The following is a 16946-nucleotide window of genomic DNA, read 5'->3' on the forward strand; positions in this document are numbered from 1 at the left end:
CAGTTTAATAAAGTATAAGTGACGAATAATTATGAGTGATAATATTCAAACCGTAACGGTGCTCAGCAAAACCACGTGGACGCCAAATTTATTTAGCTTTACCGTCAGCCGTCCTGATAGTTTTAAGTTTACAGCGGGGCAGTTTGTACGTTTAGGTGTCAATCCTAGTCAATTAAAATATTATCAACAGATTGAGGCAGGTGATGAAACTGCTGATAGTGCATTGAATGAAGATGTTTTTCGCGCGTATTCGATTGTCTCTTCACCATTTGATGAGGTAATAGAGTTTTTCTCTATCGTAATTCCTGACGGTGCATTTACCTCGCAATTGCAGCATTTACAAGTGGGTGATGAACTGCTGCTTAATACCATGCCATTTGGGTTTTTGACATTAGCACGTTACCAAAAACCATTACCAAAAGACTTATGGCTGCTAGCAACAGGGACTGGTTTAGCACCATTCTTATCGATGCTGCAAGATTTAAAGACATGGGAAGATTACGAGCACATTGTATTGGCTTATAGCGCACGTTCGCTCGATGAACTTGCTTACGTTGAAAAAATAGAGAGCCTACAAGAAGACTTCGGCACGCTGGTTGATAATCCAGCAAAGCTTATCTTTATCCCAATCGTCACTCGTGAGCCTGTCGAAGGTGCATTGTCAGAGCGTCTGCCAAAGCTACTGCTAGAGGGCACGTTGCAAGAGCGTGCGGGTATCGCATTAGATATCGATACTACGCATGTCATGCTATGCGGTAATCCAGATATGGTAGAAGATACTAAAGAGGCGTTAAAGACATTGGGACTGGTAATGAATCGCCGCGGTGAGGGTAATATTGCCGTAGAGAACTACTGGTAGTTCTCGACTTTAATAAGAAAACGCTGCATCTATAAGGCCAATAACCTCTAAGATGCAGCGTTTTCTTATGGGATAAAACGTTGTCTTATGGGATGAAACATTAGCGACTTACTCTTGGCTTGGTTCAGTCGCATCGTCTACAGGGTTAATAGGGCCTTGCATCAATTCAGGATCATCATCATCACCGATGATATCTTCGTTACTGCTGGCCGCCAGTAAATCACGATAGTTGATTTGAGCCTTCAAAATCATTTGCTCTTCTTCTAGCTCGCCATAATTTATCTGTACCTTGTGCAAAGTACTCATGATTTTCTTATTGTTTTTTAACCAACGATGGATATCGAGATAAATCACTTCGTCTTTTGCGCGAGCAATATTGACGTACGACAGAATAAATCCCAAAGGGTCTTTTTTGAGGACGCTATGATAAAACCAAATCGCAAGTTTGACGCCTTGGCGTTTCATGAAAGACTCGCAGCGCAGATTTAATATATCGGTATAAGTTTGCTGACCAAACACAAAGCGCTGCACATTGCGATCGAGCTGAACGTGAACTAGGCTAAAGTTACTTGCTACCTCGGCATAGATTCCGCCTGCATTGACAGTGCAGTACAAACGAAACCAATCCTCATGCATCTCGACACGTAGCTCTAAAATGGCTTTTACATTGTCGGTGACGAATTTTTGTAGTGCATCATTAACGTAAGTCTGTGCCACTGGCAATGACAACTCATCTTCGAACTTGTCCGTCGTCTTATTATAGATATCTTTAACCGATTGGGCGATACGCTCCCAACCACTGCCGAATGACTCGTCAAAACGATAGCCAATACTCTCGAAGAACTCATCAAAATTGTCTGAATTATTCACGTTATCAAAGTCACTCAAACTTATTATCCTTATAGGGCGCGTCATTCAATCGGTGACGTAAAAATGGCTAAACAAACTTTGCATGCTATCGTTAATTTGAACGAAAGCTAATCATCTATAATTTCTAAATATCTACGACCATTAGTAATTTTTATACTGATAGGTAGCAAAAGCGAAAAACTGACCTCTGATACTGGTGCATAGTGAATCTACATTTACTGTGCTGCTTAATCATCTGCCGTGCCTAATCAACACGATGCACAGTTTTGATTGTTGCAAAGTATCGTGCTACTAATGCTATTATGCTAAAGCAGTATATAACAAATACAGTGGCTTCAAAATGAACACATGCGTTTTATAGCAATTCATTTGGTATAGACAGTGTTTCATCTGTCCCATGGATTCTCAAATGCATGTTTTTCAATCAGCGGATAAGGTTACCAATACTGCATGGCAGATGTCAAAATGTCGTCTCAGTGCTTATACTGGCGACATAATTCTATGTCATGTTATGATAGCGCCAGTATAAATCATGCCCATCGTTACAACACTTGTTAAATAGTGCTTTGTACTGATGTGCTCACAAGCTGAGATTCATTGTGGCCTATATAAAAGACTCACAGAGCTATCATTTTTCGGCGCAAGCGCCCAAGCGCGATATAAGCTTGCCTGTCGCTATTGGCATTGCGGTGGCTGTTCATGTGCTGATTATTTTTGGGATTAGCTTTTCTATAGGAAAAGACCCAGCTGCTATGATGCAAGATGTGGCAAAGGTGCTGACCGATAACATGCAGCCCAATGAAGATGTGCACTTTATTGCCAACGCTTCACAAGAGGGCGGCGGTACAATAGAAGAGCAGCTCAGACAAGAGAACAATCAGTTAAGTGCAATGTCTGCTGAGCAAATGAGTGAGACTCAAGATATCGTTAATTTACAGCGTAAAGTACGTCAGCAGCGTTATCAAGAGAGTTATCTGCGTACGACGTTAAGTTGGCGTCAGGCCACTGTAGAGTCGGATAATGACAGCGAGCAAGCGCAAGATGATGCAATGGCGCAAGAAGAGCGGCTACGTAAGCAGATTGCCACCTTAGAAGCTCAGCTATCTCAGCGTCAGCAGGTCTACGCAACCAAATCCAAAGTCGTGACGATGGATAGTAATTCGACCACACGGGGTGCGGCAGCCGATTATATCAATACATTCCGTGAGCATGTCGAGCGAGTGGGCAACTTGCATTATCCTGTACAAGCGCGTGCTCAAGGCATTACGGGCGAAGTACGGCTAATGGTTATCATCAGTAACGACGGCAATATCAAGGCCATTCGTTTGCTTGAAAGCTCAAACTCTACGATATTGGATGAAGCGGCCAAGCAGTCGGTACGACAAGCAGCACCCTTTGGTAAGTTCACCGAAGACATGAGCGATATCGTTGAGCTGCGCTTGATACGTACTTACCGCTATAGTGATACAGTCGAAGTAACGTACTAAGGTTAATGTATTCATGCACTAAGAAGATAGGTGCTAAGAAGACAAGCACTAAGAAAAAAGCTACTGAAATTAAAGTTACTGAAATTAAAGTTACTGAAAAAATGTCACTGAAAACACAACTGTTAAGAATAACGCTTAACGCACTATTTTTTATAATCACAGATATCCAAGTTCATAACACACAGCTATAAAATAAAGAGTCAGTATGGAATTTTTAGGTTTTACCGTAGATGTCGCTACCTTAACGAGCAATGCCCTAGAGTTGGTCATTAAAGTCGCTTTAGCAATACTTATATTTATCGTTGGACGTTGGCTTGCCAAAAAAGCAGTCGCTTTTTCCGATCGCTTGATGACGCGTAGCCATCTGGACGAGACAGTTGCTAGTTTTTTAAGTCGTCTATTGTATGGCGTGCTACTGGTCGTAGTGATTTTAGCTGCACTTAGCAAAGTCGGTGTACAGACTACTTCGGTCGTCGCAATCTTAGGTGGTGCCGCTGTTGCCGTTGGTTTGTCACTAAAAGACCAGCTATCAAATTTTGCCGCTGGTATTATGATTGTGACGTTTCGCCCGTTTGTACGCGGTGATTATGTACAGATTAGTAGCTACACAGGTACGGTGACTGAGATTACCTTGGTTAATACCCATCTGACGACCATTAACAATCACGATATCATCATTCCTAATAGCGATATCACGACTTCACCTGTGGTCAATTATACAGCGCTACCCAATCGCCGCGTCGATATCACCGTCGGTATTGGCTATGATGCTGATATTAAAACGGCTAAAGACGTGATGCTAAGTCTGGCAAGAAATAACCCATTGGCTTTTACTGATCCTGAACCTATCGTACGAGTGACCAATCTAGGCGATAATTCAGTAGATCTTACCCTAAATGTCTGGACAACCAATGCCGACTGGTGGTCGATGCAATGCGAGCTACTAGAGCAATTCAAGCAAGCTCTAGATGATGAGAAGATTGAGATTCCATTCCCGCAGCGCAGTGTCCATGTTAAAGGCTTAGACCATATGATTAATCAGATGGGTCAAGCGCAAAAGTTGCCATTAACTAAAGATTAATGAGTAGCTGCTTAATAGTTAAAAGACTGTTTAATAAAGCAGTGCTAGTTTAGACATAAGGATTTGGTAGGTTTAGGCCTGCCAAAATCTCAATTTCAAAGTACTCCATCTCATCTTGCTCAGCTTGTCCGAGTTCATGATCAAAACCTAGTAGGTGTAGCACGCCATGCACTAGCAAATGGCTGATGTGCTGCGCCACTGTTTTGTCCTGTTCAGCCGCTTCACGTACCATCACTTCATGACAGATAATCAGTTCTCCAAGAGGCAGTGTTGGCATCAGCTCAATGACTGCAGCAGGTAATTCGCTTGGATAAGACAAAATATTGGTCGCATAGTCCTTGCCGCGTGCTTCTAGATTCAACGCACGACCTTCGACGTCATCAGTGATATATATATCCAATGTTTTAGACTTTTCCTGCCACAGCTCAGGATCGATATCTGCAAAATAGGGTAGGGTCAGACCATTATTAATACGACCGTCTATATAATCCAAAGTCGCCATCATGACTGATAATAAATGCTCGCGATTATAAAAAGTATCTAATATTTCATCATCAATACTGTCGGTCGCACTGATATCAAGGGCTGCTAAGCTGGCATGATTGCTAGCGATCTTGTCGTCAAAATTAGTATTGTCAGGTTGGCTCATATTGCTGTCCTTTTTATTATAAATGTGTTTCTAATGCTGCATCGTCTAGGTGATTTATTTGCCAGTTTTTTACTATAAAAGTAGTTCAATCACTGTTTATCTTATCGCTAAATTTTTGGCTAATAAATAGAGGCCAATGTATAGAATGTATAAAGGCTACTATAGCTAAGTTACTGGTGGGCGACTAGTAGCGAAAGAGCTAAATTCAATAAACTGTCGGTAAGAAAAAACCGGACTACTTTGAGTAATCCGGTTTTCTTATGCAAGATAAATGCTTATAGCAAATGATTGTAATTCAATAATTAGCTTGATTATTACAGATTGGCTGCTGCATTAGCGACGGCTTGTCTACGCTCTTGTTCTTTAATACGTTCAAACTTACGTTTTTCTTCTAAAGCCATTTGCTCTTCATCAAATACGTCATAGGCTTCAACAATTTGTTGTACCAATTGATGTCGTACGACGTCTTTTGAATCAAACTTTGTGATATGAATCTCTTCGATATCCTTTAGAATATCCATTGCTTGTGCCAAGCCTGACTTATGACCACGTGGCAAATCCACCTGAGTAATATCCCCAGTGATGACGGCACGTGAGCCAAAGCCCAAGCGGGTCAAAAACATTTTCATCTGTTCAGGCGTGGTGTTTTGCGCTTCATCTAGAATGACAAATGAGTTATTTAAAGTACGACCGCGCATATAAGCCAGCGGTGCCACTTCGATAATCTGACGCTCAATCATTTTACCGACTTTCTCAAAGCCTATCATCTCATATAGTGCATCATATAGCGGCCGTAAGTACGGATCGATTTTTTGGGTCAAATCACCTGGCAAGAAGCCCAGTTTTTCGCCAGCTTCTACCGCTGGACGCACTAGCAAAATACGCTCAATCTCATTACGCTCAAGCATATCGACGGCACATGCTACTGCTAGATACGTTTTACCCGTACCAGCTGGCCCAATACCAAATGACACATCAGAGCTCAGGACGTTTTTTACGTAACGCTGTTGATTGCCCCCACGCGGAACGATGCGACCCTTACGTGTACGTAAACTGATGGGCGTAAACTCGCTAGCCTCATCCAAGTCTTCATCATATTCCATGTCATCGTGATCTTGCTCGTCTTCTTCGATGTCTTCATCACGAGAGAGACTAGATTGGATGATAAGGTGCAGCTCTTCTGCACTGATGTCTTTGGTGTTCTGCGCTTCATCTACCATTTTGTAGATAATACGTTCACCGCGTTCGACATTGGTCACATCGCCACTCAGGCAAAAATCACCTTGGCGTTGCATGATTTTAATATCGAGGCGTTCTTGGATATATTTCATGTGATTGTTGTATTCGCCAAGCACGGTTTTTAGCTGTGCTGGGGTCAATGATTCAAACTTTATACGGCGGCTCATGGAATCAGTCAAGCGATTATCCTTTTATTGTGTACCCGACGCTATGATTTGGTTTTAATTGCGTGACGGGTTGCAGAGATAAAATAGTTAGTGGCGTTACAGTGTTTAGGTGATACAAAGATTGTAGATGATAAAAATGACGGCGATATTATTGTTGTTTTTGTGGAAAGTCGTAAATGAAAGTAATGAAAAGTCTTGCCTTCATTATGGTAGAGAATTTTTAAATTTCAAGCCATACATCAGATAGATAACGCTGTTTTTGTATGCGGATTGCAACTGTTACAGCGATTTTCTATAGATTGATTTGATGTTGCTATCAGTTTTATATAATTCATCGCTACCCATCGTATGATAGTGCTTTAATAAGATTAAGATTTTTGAGTTTTATGAATATAAACCTCGTTTATGATGAGAGTAAAGAAACGATTTGTCTACGGTTAAGACCACGGCATAATAGACAATTTGTGGTAATCTATGGGCGATACCATAGGTTGCTGCAACCCATCTAATAACAGCAGCGACATGATAAAAATTATAAAATAACGTCAGTGACGAGCGGCTATCTATCATTAATAAATTGCTTGTCCAAAAAAGTATACTAGGAAAATAACAATGCAAGATACTGATTCACATTTATCCAATGCTGGCAGCATACCTAAAAAGTTCGACAGCATCTCTAAAAACAAAGAAGCGATAACCGACCAGCAAGTGCTTATCGCAGGTGGTGGTCATGTTGGTTTGTCTTTTGCATTGCTATTGGCCCATCACGGTATTGCGAGCACCTTATTAGAAAAAAACAGCTATCCAACCATCAGTCCAACGGATGACAGTACTCGTAGCCATTATTTGGACAGTCGCAATACGGCGTTATCACGGCGCACGGTACAAATATATCAAGAGATTGGACTGTGGGATGAATTACAAAGTCATGCTTGCCGTATCGATACCGTGCAGATTAGTGAGCAAGGCAGCTTTGGGCGTGCGCAGCTGAATAAAGCAGAGGAAAAGGTCGAGTCATTTGGGCAAGTCATCGAAAACGCTTGGCTGGGGCGTAAGCTTTTATTAGCCGCACAGCAGGAGCCGTTAATTACCTTGATAGATAATGCCAATGTGACAACTGTCCAGCAGCAGACCGATAGTGTGACACTTAGCTTTAATTACAACGATGAAGCCGAAAACGAGCAGCAGCTTCAAGCTAGCGTATTAGTCGCTTGTGATGGGCGCGATTCTACAGTACGACAATTGCTAGATATCGGTACAACCATGTATGACTATCAGCAAACGGCCATCGTCGGCGTAGTAGAGACAGATACGCCACACGAGCATGCAGCGATTGAGCGTTTCAGTCCAGCTGGCCCACTTGCCGTGCTCCCACTGACCGATCCAGAGGGCGATGGCAACGATGAGTATCAACACGGTTACAGGCGCTCTGTGGTGTGGGTATGCCCAACAGGTGAAGAAATCAGGTACTTAGAAGACGACGCCCATTTCTTGCAGACGCTACAGCAAGCTTTCGGTCAACGCGCTGGCAAGTTTACCGCTGCTGGTCGCCGCGGCGCCTATCCATTGACTCGCGTACTAGCGGATAAGCAGGTAGAAGGGCGCTGCGTCATTATGGGCAATGCGGCTCATACCCTGCATCCTGTAGCAGGGCAAGGCTTCAATCTCTGTATGCGAGATGCGCATGTGCTGGCACAAATGCTAAATGCACAAGTACTTAAAGGCGCAGATATCGGTGATGCACAGTTATTAAAGCGTTATGAGAAAGCACGTCAAACCGACCAGAAGCGAGTGATTCGTTTTTGTGATGCGGTAGTACACGGCTTCACGCATCCTAACCCCGCGATTAAGCTGGCACGAAACATGGCGTTATTGGCCTTTGATAAATTGCCAAATATCAAGCCACTAGTCGCCACTTATGCGATGGGTCTAAAATCATAGCGCTATAGTTAAATCCTCTTTAAAAGAGTAACAGCGTTAACCTCGCTTGAAGTATTGCCTATACATCTGCACTGGTTGCCTTGTCTCTCTTTTAAACTGAATCAACTAACTGTAATTAAGATTGATAATAAGCATTCTAATATTGAACAATATTGAGAGACACCTTATGAAAAACAACCATACGCTGATTATCGGTAGCGGTATCGTTGGTGCAACGCTTGCTCTCAAGCTGGCGCAAGATAAAATGCCAGTGACGTTGATTGATGCTCGTCCTGAGCGTGATGAATCAGCTTGGCAACATGTACTTAGCAAACGTGATGCACGTGTCTATGCACTTAGTATGGCTAGTATTAATCTGCTCAATGACATTGGCGCTTGGCAAAAGATTGCTAGCTCTGAGCGTAAGGCTGATTACTCGCAAATGCAGGTGTGGCAACTGAACGGCATGGGTGAGTTATTATTTGGCGAAAGTGAAGATATTGGCGCCGAGAATAATAGTGGTAAAAATTATGAGCCTACATTATTAGGTAGTATGGTTGAGCCTGCTGTTATCGAGCACGCATTATGGCAACGCTTGCACGAAGCTGATGTCAGTGACTATCTGACCCTTATCGCTGGTCACAAAGTTGTCAATATGGATTGGCTAGGGGCGCAGCAAGGCTACCGTGTAACTTTAGACAATGGCGAAGCGATTGATGCGCGTCTATTAGTTGGCGCTGATGGGCGCGGTTCATTTGTCCGTCAGCAAGCAGGGATTGGCGTAGATACACTTGACTATAATCAAACTGCCATCTGCTGTGCGATTCAGACTGAGAAACCGCATCAGGCAACGGCACGTCAAGCTATGCTACCGACGGGCACACTGGCACTATTGCCATTAGCAGATATAACCGATATTGATAAGGCAAGCCCGCAGCATTGGCAGTCAATAGTATGGACATTGCCACGCAATCAAGCATTGGCATTGATAGAGGAAGAAGATCGATTTATCGCTGATAAGTTAGCAGCTGCTAGCAATTACGAGCTGGGTGCGATTAATCAGATTGAGTCTATCGCTAGTTTTCCATTAGCGGCACAGCAAGCGAAAAGCTACGTCGCTGATAACTTGGTACTTATTGGCGATGCAGCTCATGGCGTACATCCGCTGGCGGGTCAAGGGTTGAACCTCGGTATGCTGGATGTGACAGTATTATGTGAGCAGCTAAAGCATGACTTTACCCGTAGTGGCGGTACGCTTTGGGGAAGTAATCAAACGCTACGTCATTATGAGCGTTCGCGCCGTCCGCATAATAGCCTAATGATGCACAGCTTTTCTGCGCTTAACTGGTTATTTGCAGGGTCGCTTGCACAAGTGCGTCCTGTGCAGCAGATACGTAATGAAGGCATGTACCGAGTCAGTAAAATAAAACCATTGATGCGCTTGTTTGCTAAGCAGGCGAGTGGGGTATAAGTAATCGTAACTTTTATTAAATGATAAGAATATTTTGATGAAGCATATTTTAATTGATTATGAAAACATTCAGCCTAAAAGCTTCGATAATGTAGAGGTGAATGAATGCCATGTATGGCTGTTTTTGGGTATCAATCAGCAGAAGAGTTTACCTCTTGAATTGGTTGAAAACTTGCTCAGGTTTGATAATGAAAATGTGCACATTATTAAGATGCAACATGCAGGGAAGAATGCGCTAGATTTTTACTTGTCTTTTTATCTTGGCAAAATCTCTGAAATTGATCCTAGTGCTGATGTTTGTATTTTAGCAAGAGATAGTGGTTATGATATCTTGGTTGAGCATCTCAATAGTGCTTATGATGGTATGAAAATCATGCGGTTAGAAAATGCTAATCAGCTAACTGTGGCTTACGAGTCAAACATAGAAAGTGCATCAGATATAAAAAAAAGCCAACTTGTCATCGAAGATAGTCATCATGTTTTGTGTGATGACGTTACTAGCGTTGCCATGGACAATAAGAAATCTTTAGCGCAAAGCCTTGAAGAGAGCGTTCCCAAATCGGTTATACATGAGTGTTATGTATTGGTTTTTGATAGCATTGTCAATCGTAAGGTTTTTTTACCGAGCTATAAATCCAACCTATTGTACTCGATAAAGAAGTACGTTCCAGTGAAAGTACTAGAGAGATTCAATAGTACTGAGCAAGATTATATTTTTGAACAGGTTTTTGGAAAGTTTATCAAAGCAGGACTTATTAGACTTGATGAAAATGGAGAAAAACTAAGTTATAAAGTAGACAGTCAAGGAATATTAGATTTAGTCACTGATCAAGTTTTACGAAGTAAGGCAAAAGAAATTGATGGATTGAATAATGTGATAAAGCAAAAACTTGCAAGTTATCGCCAAGCAAATAGTCAGGATCAAATTGATTTAGTTGTAACGTACCTCAAAAAGAAGGACATAATAAAACAAGATAATAAAGCTATCTATTACTCACCTTTCGATAATATCAAAGGAAATTCGAGTAAACTTTCACAAGATGATAATAAGAATAGCAAAGACTCTGCTACAACATATCAACGTGCAATAGCACAGCTAAAAAGTAGACCAGCAGGTACTCGACCATCCAAAAAGTCAAGTTTAATAAACTATCTTAAAAGCTATCTACGTAATGAGGACACTAAAGCAATTGATAAGCTAGTTAAACAGATGGTTAGTAATAAAATAATCGTAATATCAAATACGAATAAGCTGATCTACAAAATATAGCTTAGCCAAGCGCCGAAAAGAACACCATCAGTACTGGCGAGACAATGTTAATCAAAAAGCCAAAGCTAATCGCTAGTGGCACGACTTTTAGACCACCTGACTGCTGAATGATAGGCAAGGTAAAGTCTAAACTGGTCGCGCCGCCAAGCCCAACCGCAGCGGAGGGGTATTTGCGCATAAATACCGGAATAAAGATTAACGCAAAGAACTCGCGTACCAAGTCATTAAACAACGCGACACTACCCCAAACCGCGCCATAAGCATCGGTCATGACAATCGCTGATAGCGAGTACCAACCAAACCCTGACGATAGTGCTAAGCCTTTCGTCCATGACACATCAGTAAATAGTAGTGCAAAGATAAGCCCACCCGCCAATACCGCTAGCGTAAAGATGACACTCATTTCTACGCCGCGTTTATTCAGTAGTACTTCTTTTAAGGTGATGCCCGATCCTTTTAAGCCTATACCGACCAGTAAAATCAAAATCATCAGCATGACAGTCATAGAGTTTTCAGGCGGCATATAATCAGCAGGCAAGAAATAGCCAATCACCATCCCGATCACCACACAAACCACTTGCGCCAAGCTACCTCGAATGCTCACCCGATGCTCTTTAGATTTTACGCTTGGTTTTTTGGCATGCCACGGGCGCAGATGATCGAACAACATCAGCCCAAATAAACCTGAACCAATCGTCAGTATCGATAATACAGTGACATATAAGGCAATTTCACCCAACTGATTACCTAGACCTTCTACCTGAGACAGCTCAATACCGATCAACGCTAGGATAATAAATACCAAGTATGATAGACCTTTGTCGGCCAATTTTGTCATAGTAGGGTTAGACGGAATGGCAAAGCCAATAAACATTGGCATTAATACCAGAACAAGGGTGACTAGGCTTTCCATGATAAAGGGCTCGCAGCATTTTTAATAAGGCGTTTTTAAGAAGCTGAAGATTGTACCATATAAGGTTAATAGTATTGATATGAGCCACTGAGATTCATTGTAAATCATCGCTCATTGTTGGCTAAACTGGAAAAACTGGACGATTATAATGATGTTAATAAATATCTTTTTCAAAATGTTTGAACGTTTTTGAGCGCTTGGTAATTCTTTACCTTATAAACTTTTGTTGCTACATTAAAGTACTGAAAATATTTGGCTAAACTCATGTCGCTATATCAGCTCAAAACTCAGTTTCAAAATCAACTACGCCCGATAAGTAATGCGCTGGTTGAGCAAAATGTTACCGCTAATCAAGTGACAGTATCCGCTGTTTTATTAAGTATCGGTACTGCCTATATCATTGCCAAACCAGCGGCTGAACAGCAGCGGCTGTGGCTTTTATTACCATCATCATTGTTTGTACGTATGGCACTCAATGCCATCGATGGCATGATGGCCCGTGAACATGGCCAGGCATCAACGCTAGGAGCCGTGTTAAACGAGGTAGGTGATATGGTTGGCGATACGGCTCTATTAGCGAGTCTGGCGCCTCATATTCTGACCCCTCATATCAATAACAAAGAACGGCAAACGGTAATAGCCAACTTACCAACGAATATATCAACTTCTCAGCACCATATCACTGCTCTGATCGCGCTTAGTATTGGCACCGAGCTGTTGGGCGTTACTAGTAATACCATGTTAGGTGTTCGTGCTAACCAAGGGCCTTTGGGCAAAAGCGATCGTGCCTTCTTATTAGGTATGCTTGGTGCATTTATGGGCATTAGAGCCAAAGCGCCAGTAAGTATTAAAGGGCAGGTGGCTTTACCTGCTATCAGAATGAGTCAATTATTTATATTAACAGAGATAATGCTACTAAAGACCTGTCTCAATCGACTACGTTATATGACAGAGTTATACTTAATGCGTAACCCACCTCAGCTGCGATCCGTACTGGGTGAGTCAACAAACAACTCACTATTTCTTACTGTTGTTTTACCAAGTACTTCTACTGATAACGCTCGCCCATTGGAGTTCAAAGAAATGCCAACCACAACCGTTGATAGTCAAAAATTCGAAGAACAGGCCAGTGTTGGTTTTGACTTGCCCGCATCTAAAATCATCAATGGTGAGAGCTGTTATAACGCTTATGATGGCACGGCTATTTATTATCGCTATTGGCTAACGATGCCTTTAGAAGACATGAAAAAATCAGCTATCAAGCAAGCCAACCAACCGTTGCGCCAAGTTATCTTATTGCACCGAGGGCATGAGCATTCGGGACGATTGGCAGAGCTGGGAGAGCAGTTTGCAAAAGCGGGCTATCAAGTATTTGCTTGGGATGCGCGCGGTAATGGGCGCTCAGGTGGTATAAAAGATCATGCAGAGAGTGTCACGGAGCTTGAGCGAGATTTAGAGGGTTTTGTGCAATTGGTGATTGGGCAAACAGGCATTGCTATCGAAGATACACTGATTGTCGCTAGCAGTATCGGCGCGGTATTGGCAGCAGCATGGGTACACGATTATGCGCCTAATATTCGCGGGATGATACTTGGAACACCTGCGCTCAGTATTCGCTTGTATTTGCCCTTTGCCATACCGTCATTGAAGGTGGCGCGTACGCTAGGTCTGATGTCACGTGTCAGCAGCTACGTTAAAGCACAAGTACTGACCCATGATAAAGACGCGCAGCAAGCCTACAATGCTGATCCGTTAATCTCCAACAGTATCTCGACCGACTTACTCATCGACACTCATGCAACGGGTCAGCGTTTACTTGATGATGCAGGTGCCATTACCGTACCGACGTTCGTCTTGTGTGCGGGCAAGGATTATGTGGTCGATAAGCAGGCTGAGCGCACGTTTTATGAAGCGATTAACACACCGATCAAACGCTGGCAGTTGTATCCAGACAGCTATCATGCAATCTTTCATGAGACCAATAAAACCGATGTATTCGCGGACTGTATTGAGTTTGCTGAGCAAGTATTTAACGCACCAGTCCAAGCACCTGATTTGAGTACCGCTCACTTAAACAGTGCTAGTAAGGATAAAGTGGATCGTTTGGCGATTAAACCATTCAATCCAAACTTTGCAATTACCCGTTTTGCGATGCAAAAGTTCGGTCATGTTAGCGATGCGATTGCCACAGGGCTGGAGCATGGATTTGATTCAGGTCATTCGCTAGATCATGTCTATTATAATAAACCCAGCGGTCAGAATAAGTTTGGACAGGCGGTCGATAAGTTTTATTTAAACAATATCGGCTGGCAAGGTATTCGTATTCGCCGTGAGCATATATTGGAGTTGGCACGTGAAGCATTAGCCGACATTAGGACTACCAAGCAAAAAAACGCTGAGCCATATCAACCGAAATTATTAGATATCGCTAGTGGGCATGGTTTTTATGCGTTTGATCTGCTGACAGAATTTACAGATTTGTATGCTGAATTGCGTGATTATGAGATGCATAATATTCAGGCACTGCAAGCAAAAGCACAGCAGTTAGTGATTGCTGATCGAGTAGTGACCAGTCAGAAGGATGCCTTTGATCCTTCCAGTTATATCAATGCACATACGAATGATACTAGTACCGATACTAAAAAATCAGATCTTGCTATTGCTTCAGGGTTATTTGAATTATTCTCTGATAATGCGCTACCAGCGACAGCTTTGGCAGGTATTCATGATAGTTTAAAATCGGGCGGTTATCTGATTTATACCAACCAACCTTGGCACCCTGAGCAGGAGTTTATCAGTAAAACATTGAACAATCACCGCGGTAGCAGTTGGGTGATGCGCTGTCGCTCGCAAGCGGAGATGGATCAACTGGTTGAGCGTGCAGGCTTTAAGAAAGTCACGATGCGTATCGATCGCTTTGGTATTTTTACCGTGTCATTAGCGATTAAAACTGCACAAACTGATGATGAGTGATAGATGAACAATGAGCAGGTTAAACCTTATGAACGTGTTCAGCTGTTTTCAGGGGGAGGGTCACGTTTCGGTTACTATTTGGGCAGTTATGCAGCCTTAGTGTCTCATGATTTAGCGCCAGATATTATCGTCGGTACTTGCGGTGGTAGTTTGTCTGCTTACTTAGTACAACTTGCGCCTGACCCCAAGGATTTGCAAGCGCTGATGTGTAGTCGTGAGTTGTATCGTGTCATCACTGCCATCAGACATGTCGCGCCAGATGAAGCCAATAAACGTCTAAAGCTGCGTTATATGACCCATGCACTCAAACGTTGGCGGTTATCAAAGCAAAAGGATAACGGACAAGGCCAACGGCAAGCAGACAGCTACGAGCGACTGTTAAATGAGCTACAGCAGTTGGCAATGTTTCGTATTGATAACGAGCAGTACTGGCTAGATGAGCTGTCGAGGTTTGCTGCTAGTGATAGTGGTAGCGCTGCTGATAAAACAACGCCAGAGATAGCTATCATTGCCAGTCGATTGTATCAAGCATCTACTGATGGCTTATATAATGAAAAAACCACACTGCAAGAGTTGTTATTTGCGCCGCCGTGCTTAGCAAATTTACCAAATTTCGCATCAGGTCTGGCCGACGGGCAAATGACATCACCTGCGCACACATTCGCAAACGGACGCATACACCCTTCTGTAAAGGTGCAGACGCAATGGGATTTTGCCCCAGTGATCCGCGCTTCTATGGCTGACATGTACTATCTACCGCCAACACATATCACAGAGCTTGGCTGGTGCTTGGGAGGTGTGATCAATCTGACACCGATTGAGCTAGCCTGTCAGTTGGGCGACAGCGTATTTGCAGAGACTAAGGCAGGTTATGACGCATGGCTAGCTGCTCCCGCGATTCAGCGTGTTTTTGGTTTTGATCCTAATAGGCGATTGGCAGCAGTACACGGTTATCAACCAGTCAGTGTGTCGGCGCTCACTGAAACCATTAATAAAAACCGTCAGCTACATTGGTTACCATTTGCCGATAATGAACAGCAGTTAGCAGGTCAAAATGTGCAAAAGCGGTTTAACCTAAAGCAAATGACTGTTGAGCTAATACACAGCGACTATGACGGTTTTGTGCAGCAAATGCAGGCGCAATGGCAATATGGCTATCAGCGTACGGTCAACTATATACAGCAACATAACTTATGAAGACTCTCGTAGAAGACACCACTAAAAACTATGCGCCGCATATCATTATCGTTGGTGGTACGAGTGGCCTTGGCTTAGCATTGGCGTTGCATCATCAGACGCTTGGCTGGCAGGTGAGCGTTGTTGGTAGTAGCGCAGCAAAGATAGCCGATATCAATAGCCAGCATCCTGCTATCGTAACTTATGTGTGTGATTTAACTGAACCAAATCAAACGCAAACGTTATTAGACAATTTGTCAGGTATTCCATTTCAAAGGCTGATCTATAGTGCTGGTAGCTATACCAATGAGCGTATCCATCACTTAAATCAAGCAGATAGCGACCAAATGCTAGCAATTAATTTACAGGCATTTGAGCAGGTTTTTAGATGGGCAAGTGATCAGTTAAAGCAGCAGTTAAAACAATCACATCAGGCGTTGGATTTGACTGGAAGTGACAGAACTAGCCTCATCTGTATTGCCTCTATCGCAGGTACGATGGATTATCCTTATGCTAGCCTTTATGCAAAAAGCAAACGTGCAATGATTGCTACGGCTAGCGCTTATCGAGCAGCACTTGCGCCTTACAACATCCAAGTGAACTGTATTGCTTCAGGCTATATCAATACTCAAGCACTACGTGATTTAAACGATGGCGATGCTAGCCATAAGCCATTTATCATGAGCACGCAAGCAGCTGTTGTTCGTATTATGCAAACGATTAACGATGATGTAGAACTAGCGATATTTCCACGCTCGATGCGCTATATTACGAGTGCCTTAAATCATTTGCCTAAGCCTGTGCTCAATTGGATATTGCGCAGTAAACTAGATAAAGCCAGATAGTATGTCTATCAATATTCTCACTAGAT

General features: G+C 42.8%; 13 protein-coding genes. 9 read left to right on the top strand and 4 right to left on the bottom strand.

The window, feature by feature from the left end; translation table 11 throughout:
* Positions 1–31: 31 nt before the first annotated feature.
* A complete protein-coding gene (locus JMY00_RS05045) occupies positions 32–859 on the top strand; it encodes a ferredoxin--NADP reductase (protein ID WP_201579345.1) in 828 nt (275 codons plus the stop codon).
* Positions 860–967: 108 nt separating this feature from the next.
* On the opposite strand, the gene JMY00_RS05050 is transcribed toward JMY00_RS05045, so the two are convergent.
* Positions 968–1747 (bottom strand): hypothetical protein, encoded by a 780-nt coding sequence (locus JMY00_RS05050; protein ID WP_240990659.1) that lies wholly within the window; start codon positions 1745–1747, stop codon positions 968–970.
* A 581-nt stretch (positions 1748–2328) separates the two neighbouring features.
* Between JMY00_RS05050 and JMY00_RS05055 the strand changes: the two genes are divergently transcribed.
* Both JMY00_RS05055 and JMY00_RS05060 read left to right on the top strand, forming a co-directional pair.
* A complete protein-coding gene (locus tag JMY00_RS05055; protein ID WP_201579347.1) occupies positions 2329–3216 on the top strand; it encodes a TonB family protein in 888 nt (295 codons plus the stop codon).
* Between the two features lie 205 nt (positions 3217–3421).
* On the top strand, positions 3422–4297 hold the full coding sequence (locus JMY00_RS05060; RefSeq protein ID WP_101206253.1) for a mechanosensitive ion channel domain-containing protein: 876 nt from the start codon (positions 3422–3424) through the stop codon (positions 4295–4297).
* Positions 4298–4346: 49 nt separating this feature from the next.
* Here the strand turns inward: JMY00_RS05060 and ybeY are convergent, their stop codons facing one another.
* Both ybeY and JMY00_RS05070 read right to left on the bottom strand, forming a co-directional pair.
* Complete coding sequence (ybeY, locus tag JMY00_RS05065) at positions 4347–4946, bottom strand: rRNA maturation RNase YbeY (protein ID WP_201579348.1); 600 nt, start codon at positions 4944–4946, stop codon at positions 4347–4349.
* Between the two features lie 314 nt (positions 4947–5260).
* Positions 5261–6364 carry a PhoH family protein gene (locus JMY00_RS05070; RefSeq protein WP_179798643.1) on the bottom strand — a complete coding sequence of 368 codons (1104 nt, stop codon included), beginning with the start codon at positions 6362–6364 and terminating at the stop codon, positions 5261–5263.
* A 600-nt stretch (positions 6365–6964) separates the two neighbouring features.
* On the opposite strand from JMY00_RS05070, the gene JMY00_RS05075 reads away from it, so the two are divergent.
* The 3 genes from JMY00_RS05075 (at position 6965) to JMY00_RS05085 (ending at position 11013) form a co-directional block, all read left to right on the top strand.
* Positions 6965–8293: a UbiH/UbiF/VisC/COQ6 family ubiquinone biosynthesis hydroxylase gene (locus JMY00_RS05075; RefSeq protein WP_201579349.1), complete on the top strand. Its 1329-nt coding sequence runs from the start codon at positions 6965–6967 to the stop codon at positions 8291–8293.
* A gap of 166 nt (positions 8294–8459) precedes the next feature.
* Positions 8460–9743: an FAD-dependent monooxygenase gene (locus JMY00_RS05080; RefSeq protein WP_201579350.1), complete on the top strand. Its 1284-nt coding sequence runs from the start codon at positions 8460–8462 to the stop codon at positions 9741–9743.
* A gap of 37 nt (positions 9744–9780) precedes the next feature.
* A complete protein-coding gene (locus JMY00_RS05085) occupies positions 9781–11013 on the top strand; it encodes a PIN domain-containing protein (RefSeq protein ID WP_201579351.1) in 1233 nt (410 codons plus the stop codon).
* 1 nt (position 11014) lies between these two features.
* Here the strand turns inward: JMY00_RS05085 and JMY00_RS05090 are convergent, their stop codons facing one another.
* A complete protein-coding gene (locus tag JMY00_RS05090; protein WP_102092960.1) occupies positions 11015–11926 on the bottom strand; it encodes a lysine exporter LysO family protein in 912 nt (303 codons plus the stop codon).
* Between the two features lie 264 nt (positions 11927–12190).
* On the opposite strand from JMY00_RS05090, the gene JMY00_RS05095 reads away from it, so the two are divergent.
* From JMY00_RS05095 to JMY00_RS05105, 3 genes are read left to right on the top strand one after another with little or no spacing between them, the layout of a single operon-like run.
* Complete coding sequence (locus tag JMY00_RS05095; protein ID WP_201579352.1) at positions 12191–14899, top strand: alpha/beta fold hydrolase; 2709 nt, start codon at positions 12191–12193, stop codon at positions 14897–14899.
* A gap of 3 nt (positions 14900–14902) precedes the next feature.
* Positions 14903–16096 carry a patatin-like phospholipase family protein gene (locus JMY00_RS05100; RefSeq protein WP_201579353.1) on the top strand — a complete coding sequence of 398 codons (1194 nt, stop codon included), beginning with the start codon at positions 14903–14905 and terminating at the stop codon, positions 16094–16096.
* Positions 16093–16920: an SDR family NAD(P)-dependent oxidoreductase gene (locus JMY00_RS05105; protein ID WP_201579354.1), complete on the top strand. Its 828-nt coding sequence runs from the start codon at positions 16093–16095 to the stop codon at positions 16918–16920. Before JMY00_RS05100 ends, JMY00_RS05105 begins: the two co-directional genes overlap by 4 nt.
* Positions 16921–16946: the final 26 nt, after the last annotated feature.

The organism is Psychrobacter sp. Pi2-52 (assembly GCF_904846705.1).
In the GTDB taxonomy this organism is placed as follows: Bacteria; Pseudomonadota; Gammaproteobacteria; order Pseudomonadales; family Moraxellaceae; genus Psychrobacter.